Annotated in this window: 4 protein-coding genes; all 4 read left to right on the forward strand. The window is 72.4% G+C overall.

Annotation, left to right across the window (positions count from 1 at the left end; translation table 11 throughout):
• Positions 1–66 precede the first annotated feature (66 nt).
• The 4 genes from ACZ6ZN_RS32890 to ACZ6ZN_RS32905 all read left to right on the forward strand — a co-directional run bounded on the left by ACZ6ZN_RS32890 (position 67) and on the right by ACZ6ZN_RS32905 (position 24,758).
• On the forward strand, positions 67–10,959 hold the full coding sequence (locus ACZ6ZN_RS32890) for a type I polyketide synthase (RefSeq protein WP_469651856.1): 10,893 nt from the start codon (positions 67–69) through the stop codon (positions 10,957–10,959).
• Positions 10,956–22,862 (forward strand): SDR family NAD(P)-dependent oxidoreductase, encoded by an 11,907-nt coding sequence (locus ACZ6ZN_RS32895; protein WP_469651857.1) that lies wholly within the window; start codon positions 10,956–10,958, stop codon positions 22,860–22,862. Before ACZ6ZN_RS32890 ends, ACZ6ZN_RS32895 begins: the two co-directional genes overlap by 4 nt.
• Before the next feature lie 8 nt (positions 22,863–22,870).
• Entirely contained in the window at positions 22,871–24,406 is a 1,536-nt protein-coding gene (locus ACZ6ZN_RS32900) for an MFS transporter (RefSeq protein ID WP_469651859.1), read from the forward strand.
• A gap of 118 nt (positions 24,407–24,524) precedes the next feature.
• The gene (locus ACZ6ZN_RS32905) at positions 24,525–24,758 is read left to right on the forward strand and encodes a DUF5302 domain-containing protein (protein WP_451879502.1); all 234 of its coding nucleotides are present in this window, start codon (positions 24,525–24,527) and stop codon (positions 24,756–24,758) included.
• The last annotated feature ends 177 nt before the right edge of the window (positions 24,759–24,935 follow it).

Consider the following 24,935-nt stretch of genomic DNA (forward strand, 5'->3'; position numbering starts at 1 on the left):
CGTCGCACACGACGGCGTGACGCGCCGGGCAGCGAGGGTCGCGCTGATCGCGCAGAAAGGCTCGACGTGTCGAACACACAGCAGGACCTGAAGGCCGCGCTGCCCGCCATCCGGGCACTGCAGAAGCGGGCAGCCGATCTGGAGGCCCAGCTCACCGACCCGATCGCCGTGGTGTCGATGGCATGCCGTCTGCCGGGCGGTATCGACACCCCCGAGGCGTACTGGGAGCTGCTCGCGTCCGGCGGTGACGCAGTGGGCGGTCTGCCCGACCGCTGGCGTGGACTCGACCTGTACGACCCCGACCCGGAGGCCGTCGGCAAGAGCTACGCGCGCGAGGGAGGGTTCCTCGCGGACGGTCATGTGGAGGATTTCGACGCCGGCTTCTTCGGTATCTCGCCGCGAGAGGCGGTGTCGATGGATCCGCAGCAGCGGCTGGTGCTGGAGGCGTCCTGGGAGGCGCTGGAGCGCGCCGGGATCCGGCCCGAGACACTGAGCGAGAGCCGCACCGGCGTCTACCTCGGCACCATGAGCACCGACTACGGCGACCTCGGCCGCAACCTGGACGCCCTGGACGGCTACGTCAGCACCGGCAAGGCGTCCAGCGTCGTCTCCGGACGGGTCGCCTACACGCTCGGCCTGCAAGGCCCGGCCATCACGGTCGACACCGCGTGCTCGTCGTCCTTGGTGGCACTGCATCTCGCCGTCCAGGCGCTGCGGCAGGGCGAGTGCGAACTCGCCCTGGCCGGCGGCGTCACGGTGATGAGCGCACCGTCCCTCTTCGTGGAGTTCTCCCGCCTCAAGGGCATGGCCGCGGATGGCCGGTGCAAGTCCTTCTCGGCTGCCGCGGATGGTGCGGGGTGGTCGGAGGGTGTGGGTGTGCTGGTGCTGAAGCGGTTGTCGGCGGCGGAGCGTGATGGTGATCGGGTGTTGGCGGTGGTGCGTGGGTCGGCGGTGAATCAGGACGGGCGTAGTCAGGGGTTGACGGCGCCGAACGGTCCGTCGCAGCAGCGGGTGATCCGGGATGCGCTGGAGGCGGCGCGGTTGGTGCCGGGGGACATTGATGCGGTGGAGGCGCACGGTACGGGGACGTCGTTGGGTGATCCGATCGAGGCGGGTGCGCTGGCGGAGGTGTTCGGTCCGGGCCGGGATCCGGGCTCGCCGGTGTGGTTGGGGTCGTCGAAGTCGAACATCGGTCATGCGCAGGCGGCCGCGGGTGTCGCCGGTGTGATCAAGATGATCCTGGCGCTGCAGCAGGGTGTTCTTCCGGCGACGTTGCATGCGGAGGAGCCGAGTTCGCTGATCGAGTGGGAGGGCAGCGGGCTGCAACTGGTGCAGCAGGCGCGGGCGTGGGAGCGGGATGTGTCGCGTCCGCGCCGAGCGGGTGTCTCCTCGTTCGGTCTGAGCGGCACCAATGCCCATGTGATCGTGGAGGAACCGCCGCTCGCCGAAGTCTCCGAGCCGGTGGCCGGGGGAGTGGCGGGTCCGGTGCCGGTGCCGGTGGTGGTGTCGGGTCGTGACGAGGCCGCGCTGCGGGAGCAGGCGGGGCGCTGGGCATCCTGGCTGACCGCTCATAACGACGTGACTCTGGCCGATGTCGCCGTCACCGCCGCCCGGCACCGCACACACTTCGAGTCACGGGCGAGTGTGGTGGCGGCCGACGTGCCGGAGTTGGTTCGTGCATTGCGGGCGCTGGCGGGCGGTGAGGCGCACGAGGCGCTGGTGACGGGAGTGGCGGAGCGGCGTGGGAAGGTCGTGTTCGTCTATCCGGGCCAGGGTTCGCAGTGGGTCGGTATGGGCCGTGAACTGCTGGCGTCCAGTGCGGTGTTCCGGGAGTCGGTCGAGGCGTGTGATGCGGCTCTGCGGCCGTTGACGGGTTGGTCGGTGCGGGAGGTGCTGGCCGGTGAGGAGGGTGATCACCCGCCGTTCGACCGGGTCGACGTGGTCCAGCCGGCACTGTTCGCCATGGGTGTCGCCCTGTCGGCGCTGTGGCGTTCGCTGGGTGTGGAACCGGCCGCGGTGGTGGGTCACTCGCAGGGCGAGGTCGTCGCCGCGGTGGTGAGCGGGGCGTTGTCGCTGGAGCAGGGTGCGCAGATCGTCGCCGCCCGCTCGAAGGCGGTGCTGGCCTGCGCCGGGCAGGGCGGTATGGCGCTGATCGAGCGTCCGGTGGCGCAGGTGGAGGAGTTCCTCGCCCCCTACGGCGATGCGTTGTCGGTTGCCGCGGTGAACACGGCCGGTTCGACGATCATCTCCGGTGAGGCGTACGCCATCGCGCGGATCGTGGCGGAGCTCGGCGCGCGCGATGTGTACGCCCGCAGGATCAATGTGGACTACGCGTCCCACAACGCGCAGATGGACCCGCTTCTGCCGGGTCTGGCCGCCGAGTTCGCGGACCTCGTCCCCGACCGGGCGCGGATTGCTCTGTATTCGACGGTGACCGGTCAGGTTGCCGCGGGGCCGGAGCTGGACGGCTCGTACTGGTGCCGCAACCTGCGCGAGCCGGTGCGTTTCGACCGTGCCCTGAGCCGGTTGCTGGACGATGGTCACACGGTGTTCGTGGAGATCTCCGCGCATCCGGTGCTGTCCATGCCGTTGACCGACGGCAGCAGCGAGCAGGGCGGGATCGTCGTGGGTTCCCTGGCCCGCGAACAGGGCGGCCCGGCACAACTGCTGCGCAATCTGAGCCTGTTGCACGTCCAGGGGCACCCCCTCGACTGGGACCGGGTGCTGGGCACCGGCACCGTCGTGCAGCTGCCGACCTACGCCTACCAGCGTCAGCGCTACTGGCACCAGAGCGAGGAGACGACGGGTGACGCCCGTTCCCTGGGACTGCAGCCCGCGGAGCACCCCTGGCTCGGTGCGCTGACGGCCACCGCGGACGACGACGGCTACCTGTTCACCGGCCGCGTGTCGCTGCGGGAACACCCGTGGCTGGCCGAGCACTCGGCGTTCGGCACGACCCTGGTCCCCGGCACGGGTCTCCTCGAACTCGCCCTGGTGACCGCCGACCACGTAGGCGCGCAGACGGTCGAGGAACTGACGTTGCTGGAGCCTCTCGTCCTCCCCGACGAGAGCGCGCTCGGCCTCCAGGTCGTCGTGGGCGGTCCCTCGTCCGACGGCCGGCGCTCCATAGCCGTCTACAGCCGACCCGAGTCCGCCGACGAGGACGTCCCGTGGCGGCAGCACGCGGCCGGGACGCTCTCGTACGCCGCCACGCCTGACACCCACGAGCCCACCGGTCTGGCGCAGTGGCCCGTCCCCGGCGCCGAGCGGCTCCCGCTCGACGGCTTCTACGAGGCGTTCGCTGCACGCGGCCTCGGCTACGGTCCGGCCTTCCAGGGCCTCACCGAGCTGTGGCGCAGCGGGAACACCGCCTACGGCCTCGTGCAGCTGCCGGAAGCCCTCGCACCGGATGCGTTCACCATCCACCCCGCCCTCCTGGACGCCGCACTGCACGCCCTGGTGACGCTGCACGGGGGAAGCGGAGCGCACGAGCAGGTCCTGCTGCCCTTCGTGTGGTCCGCGGCGCGGTTGCACGCCGTCGGCAGCACCGAACTGCGCGTCCGGATCGACCTCGACACCGCGGCGGACACCTTGCGCGTCCGTGCGACCGACCCATCGGGACGACTCGTCGTCGAGGCGGATCTGCGACTGCGAGAGGCCACCGCCGAGCAGGTCCGCGCATCCCGTCCCGGGACGGCCCACCTGCACCGTCTCGAGTTCCGCCGGCTGCCCGCCCCGCCGGCCGCGCCCGAGGGCGCCGCCTGGGTGACGGAACTGGCGGACCCGGCCGCGCTCGACGCGCTGACCGGCCGCCTCGACGCCGGGGAGGACGCCCCTGAGCGGGTCGTGATCGACGCCACCGCCCCGGCCCCGACCGCGCTGGAGACCACGTCCCTGGCCCTCGACCTCCTCCAGGGCCTGCTCGCCGAGCCGCGGCTGAACGGCGTGCCCCTGCTCTGGGTCACCTCCGGCGCCGTGGACGCCGGGGACGGCACGGGCGTACCGTCGCCGGCCGGCGCGGGACTGTGGGGGCTGCTGCGCACGGCCCGCACCGAGCACCCCGAACGCCCGGTGCACCTGGTCGACACCGACGGCTCCGTCGACCCCGCCCGGGCGCCCTTGATCGCCGGGGAGCCCGAGGCGGTCGTACGGGACGGCGAGATCCGTGTCGCACGCCTCGTCCGCGCCGCCGGGGAGGCCGGGACGGCGCCCCTGGACCCGGAGGGCGCCGTGCTGATCACCGGCGGCGTAGGTGAACTGGGGCGGCAGGTCGCCGCCCACCTGGTGCGCGAGCACGGCGCACGCCACCTGGTCCTCACCTCCCGGCGCGGCCCTGACACCCCCGGTGCCGCGGAGCTCGTCGCCGGGCTGACGGAGGCGGGCGCGGCGAGCGTCCACGTCATCGCGTGCGACGTCTCCGACCGCGAGCGCCTCGCCGAGGTGCTGGCCGCCACCGACCGGCCCTGGACGGCCGTCCTCCATCTCGCCGCGATCCTCGACGACGGCCTGCTGACCGGCCAGACCCGGGAGCGGCTCGCCGCGGTCTGGGGACCCAAGGCCCAGGCCGCCGAGCATCTCCACGAGCTCACCAGCGACATGGACCTGGCCGCGTTCGTGCTGTTCTCGTCCGCCGCCGGTGTCCTCGGCGGTGCCGGACAGTCCACCTACGCCGCCGCCAACGCCTACGTCGACGCGCTCGCCGCACACCGCCGCGCCGCCGGCCTGCCCGCCACCAGCCTGTCCTGGGGACTGTGGCAGCAGGCGGGCATCGGCCTGACCGCCGCACTGGGCCAGGCCGAACTCACCCGGCTGCGCCGTCAGGGAGTCGGCGCGCTGACCGCCGCCCAGGCACTCACGGCACTGGACACGGCCCTCACCCAGCCCTACGCCCACTTCGTGCCCGTCAGGCTGGAGCTCACCTCGCTCCAGCGCACCCTCGACAGCGAGGGGGAGGCGGCGGTGCCGGCGGTGCTGCGTGCCCTCCTGCGCGCACCGCGCCGCCGCGCCGGACAGGCGGGTGCCGACCGGTCGGACCTGCGCGGCCGCCTGCTGACGCTGTCCGAGGCCGACCGGCGCGGGTCGCTCATCGACCTGGTCCGCAAGGAGGCCGCCACCGTCCTGGGCCTGTCCGGCGCCGAAGGGGTGGGCAAGGAACAGGTGTTCAAGGACCTCGGCCTCGACTCCCTCATGGCGGTCGAACTGCGCCGCCGCCTCTCGGCGGAGACCGGCGTCCCCCTGCCGTCGACCCTCGCCTTCGACCACCCGACGTCCACCGCCATCGCCGACCTGCTGCTGAGCAGGCTGGACCTGGCCTCCGGCCCTGGGACCCCGGCGGCCACGGCCGTCGTCCGGGACGAGGACCGGTCCGCGGACGAGCCGATCGCGGTGGTGTCGATGGCGTGCCGTCTGCCGGGTGGTATCGACACGCCGGAGGCGTTCTGGGAGCTGCTGGTGTCCGGTGGGGATGCGGTGGGTGGGTTCCCGGGGCGTTGGCGGGGGCTGGACTTGTTCGATCCGGATCCGGAGGTGGAGGGCAAGAGTTACGGCTGTGAGGGCGGGTTCCTCGCGGACGGTCATGTGGAGGATTTCGATGCCGGGTTCTTCGGTATCTCGCCGCGTGAGGCGGTGTCGATGGATCCGCAGCAGCGGTTGGTGCTGGAGGCGTCGTGGGAGGCGCTGGAGCGGGCGGGGATCCGGCCCGAGGCGCTCAGTGGCAGCCGGACGGGTGTGTATCTGGGGGCGATGAACTCCGACTACGGGGATCACCGCACTCATGATCTGCAAGCCCTGGACGGCTATGTCGGCACCGGCCGCGCCTCCAGCATCCTGTCCGGCCGGGTGTCCTACGTCCTCGGCCTGCAGGGTCCGTCCCTAACCGTCGACACGGCTTGTTCCTCGTCCCTCGTCTCCCTGCACCTCGCTGCCCAGGCGCTGCGGCAGGGCGAGTGCGAACTCGCCCTGGCCGGCGGCGTCACCGTGATGTCCACACCGTCGACGTTCGTGGAGTTCTCGCGGTTGAAGGCGATGGCTCCGGATGGCCGGTGCAAGTCCTTCTCGGCTGCCGCGGATGGTGCGGGGTGGTCGGAGGGTGTGGGTGTGCTGGTGCTGAAGCGGTTGTCGGCGGCGGAGCGTGATGGTGATCGGGTGCTGGCGGTGGTGCGCGGGTCGGCGGTGAATCAGGACGGGCGCAGTCAGGGGTTGACGGCGCCGAACGGTCCGTCGCAGCAGCGAGTGATCCGGGATGCGCTGGAGGCAGCGCGGTTGGTGCCGGGTGATATCGATGCGGTGGAGGCGCACGGGACGGGTACGTCGTTGGGTGATCCGATCGAGGCGGGTGCGCTGGCGGAGGTGTTCGGTCCGGGCCGAGATCCGGGCTCGCCGGTGTGGTTGGGGTCGTCGAAGTCGAACATCGGTCATGCGCAGGCGGCTGCGGGTGTCGCCGGTGTGATCAAGATGATCCTGGCCTTGCAACAGGAAGTTCTTCCCGCGACGTTGCATGCGGAGGAGCCGAGTTCGCTGATCGAGTGGGAGGGCAGCGGGCTGCAATTGGTGCAGCAGGCGCGGGCGTGGGAGCGGGATGCTACGCGTCCGCGTCGCGCGGGTGTGTCCTCCTTCGGTCTGAGCGGCACCAACGCGCATGTGATCGTGGAGGAGCCGCCACTCGCCGAAGTCTCCGAGTCGGCTGAGGACGCGGTGGGTCCGGTGCCGGTGGTGGTGTCGGGTCGTGACGAGGCCGCGCTGCGCGAGCAAGCCGGGCGCTGGGCGTCCTGGCTGACCGCTCACCACGACGTGACTCTGGCCGATGTGGCGCGCACGGCAGCGGTGCACCGCACACACTTCGACTCACGGGCGGCGGTGACAGCCGACTCCCTCGACCAGTTGGTCGACGCCCTCGAGGCGCTCGCCGACGGCCGCCCCCACCCCGCCCTCACCCACGGCACCGCCGCACCGCGCGGGAAGGTCGTCTTCGTCTTCCCCGGCCAGGGCACCGACTGGGAAGGCATGGGGAGCGCGCTGCTGGAGCAGAGCGACGTCTTCCGGGAGACCGTGACGGCCTGCGACGCGGCGCTGCGGCCGTACACCGGCTGGTCCGTGCTGGAGCGTCTGCGCGGTGAACACTCCGGCTCCCTGCCCCTGGAGCGTCTGGACGTCGTCCAGCCTGTGCTCTTCGCCATGTACGTCGCGCTGGGGGCGGCCTGGCGGTCGCTCGGCCTCGAACCCGCCGCGGTCGCCGGCCACAGTCAGGGCGAGGTGGCCGCGGCCGTCGTGTCCGGTGCACTGACCCTCGACGAGGGGGCCCGCATCGTGGCGGTGCGCAGCCGCGCGCTCCAGTCCGACGGCGGCGGTGGCGAGATGGCCGTCGTCGAACTGCCCGTCGCCGAGGTGCAGGAGCGCATCGCGCCGTACGGGGAGGCCCTGTCGATCGCCGCGGTCAACACCGGCCGCTGGACGGTGATCTCCGGCAACGCCGACGCGGTCGAGGACGTCCTGATCGAACTGGACGACGAGGACATCTCGTGCGGGAAGCTCAACGCCGCCTGCGCCTCGCACAGCGCGCACATGGACCCCCTGCTGCCCGGCCTGCGGGCCGAGTTCACCGTCCTGCGCCCCCAGAACACCGGCATACCGTTCTACTCGACGGTCACCGGCGGTCCCCTCGACGGATCCGAACTCGACGCGGACTACTGGTGCCGCAACCTGCGTGAGCCGGTGCGCCTCGACCTCACCCAGGCCCGACTGCTGGACGACGGCTACGACGTGTTCGTCGAGGTCAGCCCCAGCCCGGTGCTGGTCATGCCGCTCACCGACGGCTGCGCCGACGCGGACGGCCTCGTCGTGCCGAGCCTCCAGCGCGGTCACGGCGACCCGGGCGAACTCCTGCGCACCCTCGCCCAGCTGCACGTTCAAGGCCTCGACGTCGACTGGAACCGCGCCCTCGGGGCCGGGCTCCGGCGGGTGGACGCGGTACCCCTGCCCACGTACGCCTTCCAGGGCGAGCGCTACTGGGCCGACACCGCACAGGGGACCGGCGACGCGAACTCGATGGGCCTCGTCGCCGCGCGGCACCCCTGGCTGAGCGCCGTCACGACACTGGCCGGGGGAGAGGGGCATCTGTTCACCGGCCGGCTGTCGACGGCGCTGCACCCCTGGCTGAGGGACCACGCCGCGTTCGGCACCGTCCTGGCCCCCGGCACGGGTCTGCTGGAACTCGCCCTGGTGGCGGCACGGGAGACCGGCGCCGGACACGTCGGCGAACTCACCCTGTCCGAACCGCTGATCCTCGACGACGACAGCGCCCTGCACCTCCAGGTCGCGGTGGACGCGCCCGACCTGAAGGGCGAGCGCTCCATCGCCGTCTACTCCCGGCCGGAGTCGGACCAGGAGCACTGGACCTGCCACGCCTCCGGACGCCTGCTCGAGGGCCTCCCGGACGGCCACGACCAGGAATTCGAGAGCCTGCGGGACTGGCCCGTCCCCGAGGCGGAGGCGGTCCCCCTGGACGGGTTCTACGAACGGCTGGACGCCCAGGGTGTCGGATACGGCCCCGCCTTCCGGGGCCTGACCGAGCTGTGGCGTGACGGCGACACCGCCTACGGCCTCGTCCGTCTCCCCGAGGGGGTCCCGGCCCAGGAGTTCGGGATGCACCCCGCCCTGCTCGACGCCGCCCTGCACACGGTCCAGGCCGTCCGGGACCTGGACGAGTCCGACCGGCGAGTCCTGCTGCCCTTCGCCTGGGAGAGCGTGGAACTCCACGCCGCAGGCAGCTCCACCCTGCGGGTGCGCGTGGACCTGGACGGCGCGCGCTCCAGTGCCCGGCTGTGGGTGGCCGATGCCGAGGGCAGGCCGGTGGCCGCGGCCCGAGCGCTGCGGATGCGCGAGGCGAGCGCGGAACAACTGCGGGCGGGCCGCCCGGTGGAACACCTCCACCAGGTGGACTTCCAGCCGCTCCTCGCCCCGGTGACGCGGCAGGAGACGGCCGCGACCTGGCTTCTCGGCGACGAGCGCTTCCCGGCCGGGCTGCCCGACGCCACGGACACCGGGCACATCGAGCACCTCGCCGGTGCGGACGCCGTCACGGCGCGTCTCGACGAGGGCTCCCCGGCGCCCGCTCGGCTGATCGTCCTCGCCGTCCCCGCCGTCCCCGCCGTCCCCGCCCCGGGCACCGCCGGTGCCCAGGACATACCGGACACCGACGACGGCAGCACCGTCGCGGACCTGCGGGCCCGCACGGCCGCAACCCTGGAACTGCTGCGTGCACTGCTGGCCGAGGAACGGCTCGGCTCCACTGAGCTGGTCTGGGTCACCCGCGGCGCCGTGGACACCGGCGACGGTGTGCGGGACCTCGCCCACAGCGGTGTGTGGGGCCTGCTGCGGGCGGCCCGCACGGAGTACCCCGAGCGGGTCCTGCGCCTCATCGACACGGACGGGCCCTCCCCGGCGCTGGCCCGCGCGCTGACGGTGACGGACGAACCCGAGATAGCCGTACGGGGTGAGGCGCTGCTCGGCGCCCGCCTGGTCCGTGCCACCGGCACCACCGGGAGCACCGGCACCACTGGCACCACCGGCACCACCGGCGACGGCTCCGCGCACGGCCGCCCGGACCCTGACGGCACCGTCCTCGTCACCGGAGGCACGGGTGAGCTCGGCCGGCAGGTCGCCGCCCACCTCGTCCGCGCCCACGGAGTCCGCCACCTCGTGCTGACCTCCCGCCGCGGCTCCCAGGCCCCCGGCGCATCGGACCTCGTACGCGAACTCCACGACGCCGGCGCCGAGACCGTGCGCATCGAGGCGTGCGACGTGACCGACCGCGACCGCCTCGCGGACATCCTGGCCGCCGCGCCGGAGGGCCACCCGTGGACCGGGGTCGTCCACCTCGCGGCCACACTCGACGACGGCCTGCTCCAGAACCAGGACCCCGAACGTCTGTGGACGGTTATGGGCCCGAAGGCGGCCGGAGCGGTCCACCTCGACGAGCTCACCCGCCGGGCCGGCGCGGACCTGTCCCTGTTCGTGGTGTTCTCCTCGGTCGCCGGGATCCTCGGCGGCGCGGGGCAGTCCACCTACGCCGCCGCCAACACCGTCCTGGACGCGGTGGCCGCCCGCCGCCGCGCCGACGGCCTGCCCGGCACCAGCCTGTCCTGGGGCCTGTGGGAGCCCGACGGCACCGGAGTGACCGACGCCCTGAACGACGCCGACCTGGCCCGGATGCGCCGCCGCGGCATCTCCGCGCTGACCTCCGGCCAGGCGCTGCGCCTCCTGGACGCCGCGCTGTCCCGCCCGGAAGCGCACTTCGTGCCGGTCAAGCTGAGTCTCGGAGCGCTGCAACGCGGTCTCGACGACGGGGACGACACACCCGCGCTGCTGCGTGGGCTGCTCCGGGGCAGGCTGCGTCGCGCCCAGGGCGCGACGGCACCGGTCACCCTGCGGGACAGGCTGCGTTCCGCGTCCGCCAAGGAACGACGCCGGACCGTCCTGGAGACGGTCCGCCGCGAGGCCGCCGTGGTGCTGGGTCTGCCCGGTCCCGAGGCCGTGGACGCCCAGCAGGTCTTCAAGGAGGCGGGCCTGGACTCCCTCATGGCGGTGGAACTGCGCAGGCGCCTGTCCGCGGAGACCGCGCTCACCCTGCCGGCCACCCTGGCCTTCGACCATCCGACCCCGGACTCCATCGCCGCGTTCCTGCTGGACCGACTGCCGCAGGACGACGTTCCCGAGCGCCCGGGGCGCAGGGCCGCGACCGGCCCGCTGACCGAGGCGCAGATCGACAGCCTGGTGGAACTCCTGCGCTCCGCCACGCCGAAGCAGCTGGAGTCGCAGGGCCTGGCATCGGTCTTCCTCGACCTCAAGGAGGGCCTGACGAAGACCGTCACCACCGCAGAAGCGGCCCCCGTCGAGCTAGAGGCCGACAGCACCGAAGACCTTCTGCAGTTCCTGGACGACAAGTTTGGAGTCAGTTCATGACCGCGCCCGATGTCGAGAAGCTCGAGTCCTACCTGAGGCGTGCCACGACGGCCCTGCTCAAGGCCGAGAAGGAACTCGACTCGGAGCGGGCCGCCCGCACCGAGCCGATCGCGGTGGTGTCGATGGCGTGCCGTCTGCCGGGTGGTATCGACACCCCGGAGGCGTTCTGGGAGCTGCTGGTGTCCGGTGGGGATGCGGTGGGTGGGTTCCCGGGGCGTTGGCGGGGATTGGATCTGTTCGATCCGGATCCGGAGGTGGAGGGCAAGAGTTACGGCTGTGAGGGCGGGTTCCTCGCGGATGGGCATGTGGAGGATTTCGACGCTGGTTTCTTCGGTATTTCGCCGCGTGAGGCGGTGTCGATGGATCCGCAGCAGCGGTTGGTGCTGGAGGCGTCGTGGGAGGCGCTGGAGCGGGCGGGGATGCGGCCCGAGGCGCTCAGTGGCAGCCGGACGGGTGTGTATCTGGGGGCGATGAACTCCGATTACGGGGATCACCGCACTCATGATCTGCAGGCGCTGGACGGTTATGTCGGCACCGGCCGTGCCTCCAGCATCCTGTCCGGCCGGGTCTCCTACGTCCTCGGCCTCCAAGGCCCCGCGATGACCGTCGACACCGCGTGCTCGTCGTCGTTGGTGGCACTGCATCTCGCCGTCCAGGCGCTGCGCCAGGGCGAGTGCGAGGTGGCCCTAGCGGGTGGTGTCACGGTGATGTCCACGCCTTCCCTCTTCGTGGAGTTCTCGCGGTTGAAGGCGATGGCTCCGGATGGCCGGTGCAAGTCGTTCTCGGCTGCCGCGGATGGTGCGGGGTGGTCTGAGGGTGTGGGTGTGCTGGTGCTGAAGCGGTTGTCGGCGGCGGAGCGTGACGGTGACCGGGTGCTGGCGGTGGTGCGTGGGTCGGCGGTGAATCAGGACGGGCGCAGTCAGGGGTTGACGGCGCCGAATGGTCCGTCGCAGCAGCGGGTGATCCGGGATGCGCTGGAGGCGGCGCGGTTGGTGCCGGGTGACATCGATGCGGTGGAGGCGCACGGGACGGGTACGTCGTTGGGGGATCCGATCGAGGCGGGTGCGCTGGCGGAGGTGTTCGGTCCGGGCCGGGATCCGCAGTCTCCGGTGTGGTTGGGGTCGTCGAAGTCGAACATCGGTCATGCGCAGGCGGCTGCGGGTGTCGCGGGTGTGATCAAGATGATCCTGGCGTTGCAGCAGGGCGTTCTTCCCGCGACGTTGCATGCGGAGGAGCCGAGTTCGCTGATCGAGTGGGAGGGCAGCGGGCTGCAACTGGTGCAGCAGGCGCAGGCGTGGGAGCGGGATGCTGCACGTCCGCGTCGCGCGGGTGTGTCCTCGTTCGGCCTGAGCGGCACGAACGCCCATGTGATCGTGGAGGAGGCGCCCTCTTCCGCTTCTGTCGAGCCGGTGGCCGAGGACGTGGTGGGTCCGGTGCCGGTGGTGGTGTCGGGTCGTGACGAGGCCGCGCTGCGCGAGCAGGCCGGGCGCTGGGCGTCCTGGCTGACCGCTCACCACGACGTGACTCTGGCCGACGTCGCCGTCACCGCCGCCCGGCACCGCACACACTTCGAGTCACGGGCGGCGGTGACGGCCGACTCCCTCGACCAGTTGGTCGAGGCCCTGGAGGCGCTCGCCGAAGGCCGCCCCCATCCCGCCCTCGCCCAAGGCACCGCCACCCGGGGCGAGTCCGCGGTGCTGTTCACCGGCCAGGGCAGCCAGCGCATCGGCATGGGACGCCGGCTCCACGCGGCGCTGCCGGTGTTCCGCGACGCCTTCGACGAGGTCTGCGCCGCTGTCGATCCGCATCTGAGCCGCCCGCTGGCCGAGGTGGTCCTCGCCGCCGACGACAGCGCCGACGCAGCCCTGGTCCACGAGACGGAGTTCACGCAGCCCGCGCTGTTCGCCTTCGAAGTGGCGCTGTTCCGCCAGTGGCAGTCATGGGGCGTCCGTCCCGCCGTGGTGGCCGGGCACTCGATCGGCGAGCTGGCGGCCGCGCACGTGGCGGGCGTCCTGGACCTGGCCGACGCGGCACGCCTCGTGGCGGCCCGCGGCCGGCTGATGCAGGCGTGCGAACGCGGTGGCGCCATGGCATCGGTCGAGGCGTCCGAAGCGGAAGTGACCGAGGTGCTCGCCGGCATCGACGGCCGCATCTCCATCGCCGGCCTGAACGGCCTGGCCCAGACGGTCGTCAGCGGTGACGGGACGGCGGTGGAGGCCGTCACGGCGCACTTCGCCGCACAGGGCAGGCGCACCCGCCGGCTGGAGGTGTCCCACGCCTTCCACTCGCCCCACATGGACGCCATGCTCGCCGAGTTCCGGACGATCGCCGAGAGCTGCCGTTTCCAGGCCCCGGTCATCCCGCTCGTCTCGTCCGTGACCGGACTGCGGGCCGACGAGGACCTGGCAGCCGGAGAGGGAGTGCGCTCCCCGGCGTACTGGGTGCGCCAAGCCCGCGACGCGGTGCGTTTCCTGGACGTCGTGCGCGCAGTCGAGCAGCAGGGCGTGACCCGGTTCCTGGAGTGCGGGCCCGCCGCCGTCCTCTGCGCCATGGGCGCCGCCTGCTCGGAGCGAGACGCCGTTTTCGTGGCCTCGCAGCGGTCGGACGCCGGCGAGTCCGGCGGGACGGACGAGGTCCGCACGCTTGTGCGGGCTCTCGGCGGCCTCCACGTGGCCGGGGAGGAGCTGACCTGGCAGGACATCCTGCCAACCGGGTCCGGGGCCGCACCCGTGGCGCTGCCCACGTATGCCTTCCAGCGGGAGCGTCACTGGCTGGAGACGGCCGGTCAGGTGGGCGGCGATCTGGCGTCGGTCGGGCTGGAGCGCCCGGGGCACCCGTGGCTCGGCGCCGCGACCGTGCTGGCCAACGGCGAGGGGCACCTGTTCACCGGCAAACTGTCGCCGAACGAGCACCCCTGGCTGCGCGACCACGTCGTGCACAACATCGCCCTCGTTCCCGGCACCGGTCTGCTGGAGCTGGCTCTCGCGGCCGCGCACCGCACCGGCGCGGCGGGGGTGGCCGAGCTCACGCTGCTCGAACCGCTCGTGCTGGACGAGGCCGTCCGCCTCCAGGTCGTCGTCGGGGCCCCGCGCGGCGACGGGGGCCGCACGATCGGCATCCACAGCCGTACCGAGGGCTCCGCCCTCGACGCATGGCGCCAGCACGCCGTCGGCGAGCTGCTGGAGCACTCCGCTCAGACCGGCGAGCCCGAGCCGCAGCCGTGGCCGGCGCCGGACGCGGAACGCATCGAACTGGACGACTACTACCGGCACTTCCACACCCTGGGCCTGCAGTACGGCCCCGCCTTCCAAGGACTGGCCGAACTGTGGCGCACGGGGGACACCCTGTACGCCGAGGTCCGCCTCCCCGACGACCTGCGCACCGCGGACTACGGCGTCCACCCGGCGCTGCTCGACGCCGCCCTGCACGGGCTCGCCGCGCTGCGCGCCCAGGACTCCCCGCAGGGCACGGGAGTTCTCCTGCCCTTCGCCTGGAGCGGCGTGGAATGCCGGGTGGCCGAGAGCACCGCCCTGAGGGTGCGGGTCGACCTCGACCGTGCGAACGCCACCGCCTCGCTGCACGCGACCGACGCGGCAGGTCGCCTCGTGCTGAAGGTCGCGGCGCTGCGGCTGCGCGAGGCGACAGCGGAACAGCTGCGCGTCCGCGGAACCGTCGAACACCTCTACAGCGTGGCCTTCCAGCCCCTGCGCCACCCGGAGCCGGCGGACGGCCACACCCGCACCTGGGTCGTGGGCGGCACCGGAGACCTGGCCGACCGCCTGGGCGCCACCGGCCCCGACTCGGGCCCGGTACGGCACTGCCCCGGCACGGACGAGCTGACCGCACTGCTCGACGCCGGTGAGGAACCCCCCGCACGGCTGGTCCTCGACGCGACGGCCCTCGACGAGGAAGAGGCGTACGCTTCCGCCCTCGCCGCGGTGAACGGCACCCTGCGCGCGGCCCGGAGCCTGCTCGCCGACGAGCGGCTGGAGTCCACCGACCTGGTCTGGGTCACCCGTGACAGCGTGGCGGCCTCGCCGGCCGACCGGCTCGACGGATGGGCCGGCGCCGCGGTGTGGGGCCTGGTCCGAGCGGTGCGCGCCGAACACCCCGAGCGGACGGTACGGCTCGTCGACCTCGACGCGCAGGACCTCGACTCCCACGTCCTCGCCCGTGCCCTCGCCGCAGCCGTGGAGCCGGAGATCGCCGTACGGGCGGGCCAGGTGCTGGCCTCGCGGCTCGTGCCCGAACCCACCGTCGACGAGACGGAGGCATCCCACCGGCTCGACCCGGACGGCTCCGTGCTCCTCACTGGTGGCACCGGTGAACTCGGCCGGCGCGTCGCCCGCCACTTGGTGCACACGCACGGCGTGCGCCACCTGGTGCTCACCTCACGGCGCGGCTCCGACGCCCCCGGTGCCGACGAACTGGTGCGGGACCTGACCGACGCCGGAGCCGAAACCGTGTCCGTCGTCCGGTGCGACGTCGCCGACCGCGACCAGCTGGCCGCCGTGCTGGCCGCCGTCGCTCCTGAGCACCCGTGGACCGGCGTCTTCCACCTCGCTGGAGTCACCGACGACGCACTGCTGGCCGATCAGGACGAGGACCGCGTGCGCCGGGTCATGGACCCCAAGGCCGCGGGCGCCCTCCACCTGGCGGACCTCACCGCCGGCCTCGACCTGTCCGCCCTCGTCCTGTTCTCCTCCGTCTCCGGTGTCCTGGGCGGGCCGGGCCAGAGCAACTACGCCGCGGCCAACGCCTGGCTCGACGCCCTGGCGGCCCGGCTCAGGCGGCAGGGCCGCCCGGCCGTGGCCCTGTCCTGGGGCATGTGGGAGCAGAGGGAGGGCGGCATGACCGCGCGGCTCGGGCGGGCCGACCTGGCCCGCATCCGCCGTCAGGGCATAGGCGCCCTGACGGAACGGCAGGGCCTGCGCGCTCTGGATCTGGCGCTGGCCGGGGACCGGGCCCAGCTCGTCCCCGTACGGCTCGAACTGGCCGCCGTGCAGCGCGATGCCGACCGGGGCGAGGGTATCCACCCTCTGCTCCGCGGCCTCGTGCGCACCACGTCACGGCCTACGCCGTCCCGGGCCGCGTCCGGCGTGCGGGACCGGCTGGCCGCCCTGCCGCAAGAGGAACGGCTCCCCGCTCTCCTCGCCCTTGTGCGGCAGGAGGCGGCCGCCGTCCTGGGGGGTGCCGGGCAGGACGGCATCGGCGAACAACAGGTGTTCCAGCGACTGGGCATGGATTCCATGACGGCCGTGGAGCTGCGCAGCCGGCTGACCGCCGTCACGGGCGTACGGCTGCCGTCCACCCTGGCGTTCGACTATCCCACCCCGGCGGCCGTAGCCGGACTGCTGCTGGAGCGGATGGAACTCACCCCGGCCACCGCTCCCGCAGTCGACCGCCCGACGCGGGCGACCGACCCGGCGGAGCCGATCGCGGTGGTGTCGACGGCATGCCGTCTGCCGGGCGGCATCGACACCCCCGAGGCGTTCTGGGAGCTCCTGGCCGGGGAGCGGGACGGCATCGGCCCGTTCCCGCAGCGCTGGGACGCGCTCGACGTGTATGACCCCGACCCGGAGGCCGTCGGCAAGAGCTACATCCGGGAGGGCGGGTTCCTCGCCGGTGCCGAGGATTTCGATGCCGACTTCTTCGGTATCTCGCCGCGTGAGGCGGTGTCGATGGATCCGCAGCAGCGGCTGGTGCTGGAGGCGTCGTGGGAGGCGCTGGAGCGCGCCGGGATCCGGCCCGAGACGCTGAGCGAGAGCCGCACCGGCGTCTACCTCGGCACCATGGGTTCCGACTACAGCACCCAGCAGGGCCGGGGACTGGCGGAACTCGACGGTTACGTCGGGACGGGCAACGCCTCCAGTGTCGTCTCCGGGCGGGTCGCCTACACGCTCGGTCTACAGGGCCCGGCCATCACGGTCGACACGGCTTGCTCCTCCTCCCTCGTCGCCCTCCACCTCGCCGCCCAGGCGCTGCGGCAGGGCGAGTGCGAACTCGCCCTGGCCGGCGGCGTCACCGTGATGTCCACACCCACCCCGTTCGTGGAGTTCTCCCGCCTCAACGGGCTGGCCCCCGACGGTCGGTGCAAGTCCTTCTCCGACCAGGCCGATGGCACGGGGTGGTCGGAGGGTGTGGGTGTGCTGGTTTTGAAGCGGTTGTCGGCGGCTGAGCGTGACGGCGATCGGGTGTTGGCGGTGGTGCGTGGGTCGGCGGTGAATCAGGACGGGCGCAGTCAGGGGTTGACGGCGCCGAATGGTCCGTCGCAGCAGCGGGTGATCCGGGATGCGCTGGAGGCGGCGCGGTTGGTGCCGGGGGATATCGATGCGGTGGAGGCGCACGGGACGGGTACGTCGTTGGGGGATCCGATCGAGGCGGGTGCGCTGGCGGAGGTGTTCGGTCCGGGCCGGGATCCCCAGTCTCCAGTCTGGTTGGGGTCGTCGAAGTCGAACATCGGTCATGCGCAGGCGGCTGCGGGTGTCGCCGGTGTGATCAAGATGATCCTGGCCTTGCAGCAGGGTGTTCTTCCCGCGACGTTGCATGCGGAGGAGCCCAGTTCGCTCATCGAGTGGGAGGGCAGCGGGCTGCAACTGGTGCAGCAGGCGCGGGCGTGGGAGCGGGATACTGCACGTCCGCGTCGCGCGGGTGTCTCCTCGTTCGGACTGAGCGGCACCAATGCTCATGTGATCGTGGAGGAACCGCCACTCGCCGAAGTGTCCGAGCCGGTGGCCGGGGGAGTGGCGGGTCCGGTGCCGGTGGTGGTGTCGGGTCGTGACGAGGCCGCGCTGCGCGAGCAGGCCCGGCGCTGGGCGTCCTGGCTGTCCGGGCAGGAGAAGGTGCGGCTGGCGGATGTGGCGCGCACGGCAGCGGTGCACCGCACACACTTCGAGTCACGGGCCGCGGTGACAGCCGACTCCCTCGACGCCGCCGTGGAGGCCCTGGAGGCACTCGCCTCGGGGCAGACCCATCCGGCCGTCGTGACGGGAGCGGCGGAGCGGCGTGGGAAGGTCGTGTTCGTCTATCCGGGTCAGGGTTCGCAGTGGGTCGGCATGGGCCGTGAACTGCTGGCGTCCAGTGCGGTGTTCCGGGAGACGGTCGAGGCGTGTGATGCGGCTCTGCGGCCGCTGACGGGTTGGTCGGTGCGGGAGGTGCTGGCCGGTGAGGAGGGCGATCACCCGCCGTTCGACCGGGTCGACGTGGTCCAGCCGGCACTGTTCGCCATGGGTGTCGCCCTGTCGGCGCTGTGGCGCTCTCTCGGGGTCGAGCCTGCCGCGGTGGTGGGTCACTCGCAGGGCGAGGTCGTCGCCGCGGTGGTCAGCGGGGCGTTGTCGCTGGAGCAGGGTGCGCAGATCGTCGCCGCCCGCTCGAAGGCGGTGCTGGCCTGCGCCGGGCAGGGCGGTATGGCCCTGGTCGAGCGGCCGGTGGCGCAGGTGGAGGAGTTCCTCGCCCCCTACGGCGATGCTCTGTCCGTCGCAGCGGTGAACACGGCTGGTTCGACGATCATCTCCGGTGAGGCGGACGCCATCGCGCGGATCGTGGCGGAGCTCGGCGCGCGGGATGTCTATGCCCGCAGGATCAATGTGGACTACGCGTCTCACAACGCGCAGATGGACCCGCTTCTGCCGGGTCTGGCCGCCGAGTTCGCGGACCTCGTCCCCGACCGGGCGCGGATCCCTCTGTATTCGACGGTGACCAGTCAGATCGCCGCGGGGCCGGAGCTGGACGGCTCGTACTGGTGCCGCAACCTGCGCGAGCCGGTGCGTTTCGATCGTGCCCTGAGCCGGTTGCTGGACGATGGACACACGGTGTTCGTGGAGATCTCCGCGCATCCGGTGCTGTCGATGCCACTCACCGACGGCAGCAGCGAGCACGGCGGCATCGTCGTGGGTTCCCTGGCCCGCGAACAGGGCGGCCCGGCACAACTGCTGCGCAACCTGAGCCTGTTGCACGTCCAGGGGCACATCGTCTACTGGGACCGGGTGCTGGGCACCGGCACCGTCGTGCAGCTGCCGACCTACGCCTACCAGCGCCGGCGCTACTGGCATCAGACGGTCAGGGCGGCCGGGGACGCCGGATCCCTCGGTCTCGACGCCTCCGCGCACCCGTGGCTGGGGGCCGTGGTCGAGCTGGCCGACGGGGAGGGGCACTTGTTCACCGGGCGGCTGTCTCTCGCCGAGCAGCCGTGGCTGAAGGACCACGCGGTCCACGGCACCGTACTGGTCCCCGGGACCGGGCTCCTCGACCTGGCGCTCACCGCCGCCCACCACGTCGGTGCGGCCGGCGTCGGCGAACTGACACTGTCACAGCCCTTGGTGGTCGATGCCGACAACGCAGTCCGCCTCCAGGTGAAGGTCGGTGCCGCCGCTGACGGAGACGCTCTGCCCTTGGACATCTACAGCCGGCCCGACGACGGGACCGACACCACCGCCTGGACCCTGCATGCCACCGGCACGCTGACCGGGGCGAGCACACAGACCCCGCCCCCCGCCGACCTCCGCGCATGGCCGGCGGACGGAGCCGAGCGGGTCGGCCTGGACGGCTTCTACCCGGACCTTTCCGAACAGGGGCTGGAATACGGACCGATGTTCCGGGGCCTGACCGAACTGTGGCGTGCCGGAAGTGTCGCGTACGGCCTGGTGCGGCTGCCGGAGCAGGCCCAGCCGGACGCCGAGGGCTTCGCGGTGCACCCAGCGCTCCTCGACGCCGCCTTGCACACCCTGGCGGGAACGCAGGCCGGCGACCCGGACGGCGACGGCCCGGACGGAGTCCTGCTGCCGTTCCTGTGGAGCGGTGTGCGGCTGTTCGCCACGGGCGGTACCGAGCTGCGGGTCCGCGCCGAGCTCGTGGACGACTCCACCGCCCGGATCCTCGTCTGCGACGGTACGGGTGAGCCCGTGCTGAGCGCGGAGGGCCTGGCGGTCAAGCGTGCGGACACCGCGCAGCTCACGGGCGCGGGCGTCACCCGCGGCACCGAGCACCTGTACCGCGTCGAGTACCAGCCGCACACGCTGCCGGACGAGTCCGCCTCGCCGCCGGACGGGCCCGCCTCGCCCCCGGCGGAAGCCGGCGAGCTGCTGGTGTTCGGCCCGGGCGGAGTGGTGGCCGAGACGCTGGGCGTCGAGAACGCCCGGAGCCTCGGCACCGCCGTGCCGTTCGACGTAAACCGCCCTTCTACCGTCGTCGTTGACCTCAGCGCCGCCGGCGGAGCCCGCAGCAACGACGAGACCGTAGAGGAGCGTGCCGGACACTCGGTGACGGCGGCGCTGGCCTGGTTGCAGAAGCTGCTGGACGATCCGCGCTCGGAGGGCATCGACGTCGTCTGGGTGACTCGGGGCGCGGTGGCCGCGAGCCAGGTGGACTCGATCACGGCGCTGGAGCACGCGCCGCTGTGGGGCCTGATCCGTGTGGCCCGCGCCGAACACCCCGAGCGCGGCCTCCGACTGGTCGACCTGGGTGCCGAACAGCCCGATGCGGCCCTGCTGCGCCGGGTCCTGCTCTCCAGGGGTGAGCCGGAGCTGGTCCTGCGTGGGGACGGTGTGCTGGTGCCCCGGCTGGTGCGGGCCGACCGTGCGTCCTCGCCGGACGTGCTCGTTCCGGACGTACGGCAGCAGCCCTGGTACCTGGACATCGAGGAGAAGGGCCGGCTGGACACGTTCGTCTTCCGTCCCGTCGACCACGACGATCCGCCGGCGGACGGATTCGTCAGGGTGGGGGTGCGTGCGGCAGGCATGAACTTCCGGGACGTGCTCAACGCCCTCGACATGGTGCACGCGCCGAAACTCGGCCTGGAGTGCGCGGGTGTCGTCCTGGAAACGGGTGAGGGCGTGGCGCATCTGCGGGTCGGTGACCGTGTGATGGGGCTCGCCGTGGGCACGTTCGGCTCCGAGGTGACGGTGGACGCGCGCTGGATGGTGCGCATCCCGGACTCGCTGTCCTTCGTGGAGGCCGCGACCGTCCCTCTGGCCTACCTCACCGCCCACTACGCCTTCACCGACCTCGGCCCCCTGCGGGCGGGGGACAAGGTCCTCGTCCACGCGGCGGCGGGCGGTGTCGGACAGGCCGCGCTCCAACTCGCCCGACATGCCGGCTGCGAGCTCTACGGCACGGCGAGTCCCGGCAAGTGGCCCGTCCTGGAGGAGCTCGGCCTGCCGAAGGAGCGCATCGCCTCCTCCCGCGACACCGGCTTCGCCGAGAAGTGGCTGTCGCTGACCGGCGGCGCGGGTGTGGACGTGGTGCTGAACGCGCTGACCGAGGAGTTCGTCGACGCGTCACTGCGGCTGCTGCCGCGCGGGGGGCGGTTCCTGGAGATGGGCAAGACGGACGTGCGGGACGCCGACGAGATCGCCGCAGCGCACCCGGGCGTCCACTACCGGGCGTTCGACCTCATCGACAGCGGGGCCGACCGCGTCCAGGAGATGCTGTGCGAACTCGTCGTCCTGCTGGAGCAGGGGGCCATCACGCCGCTTCAGTACTCGGCGTTCGACGTGCGGGAGGCACCGAGCGCGTTCCGCCTCATGGCGCAGGGCCGGACCGTCGGCAAGCTGGTCCTCACCGTTCCGCAGTCCTTGGACGGCGCGGGCACCGTGCTGCTGACGGGCGGCACGGGCGAGCTCGGCCGCCTGGTCGCGCGTCGTCTGGTCGAGGAGTACGGGGTGCGGCACCTGGTGCTGACCTCGCGCCGCGGGCCGCGGGCACCGGGCGCCGACGAGGTGGTGGCGGAGCTGCTGGCAGCGGGCGCGGCCGATGTGCGCGTGCTGGCCTGTGACGTGTCGAACCGTGAGGACGTCGCCCGTGTCGTCGGCGAGGCGGGCGCACGGCATCCGCTGACGGGTGTCTTCCACCTCGCGGCCGTGCTCGACGACGGCATCGTCCGCAACCAGGACGCCGACCGGTTCGCCCGGGTGCTCGCCCCGAAGGTGTCGGGTGCGGCGCATCTGCACGAGCTGACGGCCGGACTGGACCTGGCGGCGTTCGTCCTGTTCTCCTCGGCGGCGGGCACGCTGGGCGCCCCAGGCCAGAGCAACTACGCGGCGGCCAACGTCTTCCTCGACACGCTGGCGGCCCACCGGCGCAAGCTCGGTCTGCCCGCGGTGAGCCTTGCCTGGGGCCTGTGGGAGCAGGCGGGCATCGGCATGACCTCCGGCCTGGGCGACACGGAGCTGACGCGGCTTCGCAAGCGCGGCTCGCAGGCGCTGTCCGCGCAGGAGGCGATCAGCGCGATGGACGCTGCCCTGGGCCGCCCGGAGACCCATCTGGTCCCGATCAAGCTGGACGTGGCCGGGCTGGGCGGCGGCGAGGAGGCCGCCCCGCTGTTCGCGGCTCTGGCGCGGCCGCGGTTGCGCCGGGCCCGGCAGGCAGTGGCGCGCACGGAGACCTTCCGTGCACGGCTGGCCGGTCTGCCGGCGGGTGAACAGGTGGCGGCGTTGCTGGATGCCGTGCGGCAGGAGGTCGCCGGGGTTCTCGGCCTGCCGGGGCCGCAGACGGTTCCGGCGGACAAGCCGCTGCGCTCGTTCGGCTGGGACTCGCTCATGGCGGTGGAGCTGCGCAACCGGCTGAGCGCCCAGGCGCAGGTGAGTCTGCCCAGCACACTGGCCTTCGACTACCCGACCCCCCGGGCCGTCGCCGAGTTCCTGCACGTGCGTCTGGACCTCGCCACGACGGGCGGGGAGTCCGGGCCGCCGCAGGATCCCGCGCAGGCCGCGGCGTGGGCGCTGCAACGCGTGAGCGCGGATCAGCTGAGGGACAGCGGAGTGCTGGCGCAGCTGCTCCGGCTCGCGCGGCCCGACGGCGATCCCGCTGAGGTGAGCACCGCTGCGGACGCGCTGCAGGCGGCCGGTGAGCTGTCGGAGGACGACATGGACCGGGCACTGGATGCCGTTCTCGGAAACACACTGTGAGGGATGCGATGCCTGAGCCCACCGACTCCACCGCGCACCAGGGCCCGGAGCAGGCGCCGTCCCGGTCCACCGGCTCTGCGCTGCCCGCTGCCTCACCGCAACGTTGGCTGGCGCTCGCCGTGGTCACCCTGGCGTCGTTCCTGGACAACCTCGACGCGAACGCCGTCACCGTGGTCCTGCCCGCCATCCAGCAGGATCTCGGGGCCGGCTTCGCCACGGCCCAGTGGACGGTGGCGGGTTACGCGCTGGCCTTCGCCCTGTTCCTGATCACGGGGGGCCGGCTCGGCGACATCTACGGACGCAAGCGCCTGTTCCTGGCGGGGGTCGCCGGATTCACCGTGGCGTCGGCGGTGTGCGGTGTCGCCGGTGCTCCCGCGGTGCTGGTGGCGGGGCGGTTCGCGCAGGGTTTCATGGCCGCGCTGATGGTGCCCCAGGCCGTGTCGGTCGTGGTGACGATGTTCCACCGGGACGAGTGGGCAAAGGCGTTCGCCGTACTGGGCACGGCGCTCAGTATCGGCAGCGTCGCAGGCCCGTTGCTCGGAGGCACACTCACCGACCTGGATGTGCTGGGCCTGGGATGGCGGGCGATCTTCCTGATCAACGTGCCGCTCGGGCTGATTGCACTGATCCTCGCGGTCCGCAGTATGCCCGAGTCCCGCTCGCAGCAGCCGCCGCGGTTGGATGTGACGGGTGTCGTGCTGCTGACGGTTGCTTCCCTGGGCGTGATGTATCCCTTGATCCAGGGACGTGAACAGGGCTGGCCGGTCTGGATGCTCGTCCTGGCCGGCGCCGGTGCCGCGACGTTCGCGGTGTTCGTCAGGCAGCAGGGTGTGCGCCACCGGCGCGACGGCTCTGCGCTGGTCCCGCCGACACTCTTCCGGCACCGCTCCGCCCGGGTCGGCCTGACCGTGACCCTGCTGGTGTTCAGCGGTGTGGCGTCGTTCTTCCTCGTGCTCACCTATCACCTGCAGACGGGGCTGGGCTGGCCGGTGCTGAAGACCGCGCTGGTCACGGCGGCGTGGCCGGTCGGTATCACCGCCACTTTCCAGATCGCGTGGAAGCACGGTGCGGGCCGGCGCCGGGCGTGCGTGGCGGCGGGGTCGTTGCTGATGGGCTGTGGTGCCCTGTGGACACTGCTGGAGATCTGGGCGGCCGGTGACGGGCAGCTGGCCTGGCCGCAACTGGCCGCCGCAGAGCTGGTCATGGGCTGCGGGATGGGCCTGACCACCCCGGTGCTGACCGCCGTCGTGCTGGAGGACGTCCCGGCCGATGACGCCGGGGCGGGCTCCGGGGTGCTCAACGCCGCCATCCAGTTCAGCTCGGCCGTCGGGGTCGCCGTCATCGCCGGGCTGTACTTCGGGCAGCTGGGCGAGGCGGCGGGGCGGCACGCCGGGGCGGGGGGATCCGCCTCGGTCACGGCGGCAGTCCTTTGGTGCAATGTCGCCGTCTTCCTGCTGACGACCGTAATGAGTTCCCTGCTGCCCGCCGACCCAGAGCCAAAGAACCGGGAGCGAAGGAGGTCACCGGTCACCACCGGGTCGTGAGGTGATCCGGTTTCGAAACGGCTGGATTCCATTCCCGGTATGTCAAGTGCGGTCTGGCCGGTGCGGGATTTCCGTGCCAGTCTGACGCCACACCCCCCTCTCCCTTCAGGAGGCATGCATGGCTGCAATTCCCGAGCCGAATTCCGACGGCAATGACGGCAATGACAGCAATGGCGGCAGCAACGGAAACCATGGTCTCGACGGTGACAACCGGGCGAAGTTCCGTGAGGCCCTGGCCCGCAAGGCGAACGCCAACCAGGCGCGCCAGGCCCACGAGGACGGCCGGCTGCGTGTGAAGGGAATGAGCGGGCCCGCAGGTCAGAAGCGCTACTTCCGGCGCAAGACCGGCTGAGCGGCCCCTGACCGCACACGCTCCGGGGCTGCTGCGGGATTCTTCTCCTCCCGGCCGGACTCGTCGACCGGCCGGAAGGATAAGACCCGTAGCAGCCCCCTTTCCATGCCCGGAATGCCACTCTCCGCCGCCCACTTCCAAGGAAAAGGAGAAGACTCTCTCGCGGTGGGGTGAGGG

Source organism: Streptomyces sp. NPDC053665 (genome assembly GCF_055585285.1).

Coding starts and splice junctions, on each gene's coding strand:
- ACZ6ZN_RS32895 (WP_469651857.1), top strand. CDS start 10,956: ATGACCGCGCCCGATGTCGAGAAGCTCGAGTCCTACCTGAGGCGTGCC.
- ACZ6ZN_RS32905 (WP_451879502.1), top strand. CDS start 24,525: ATGGCTGCAATTCCCGAGCCGAATTCCGACGGCAATGACGGCAATGAC.
- ACZ6ZN_RS32900 (WP_469651859.1), top strand. CDS start 22,871: ATGCCTGAGCCCACCGACTCCACCGCGCACCAGGGCCCGGAGCAGGCG.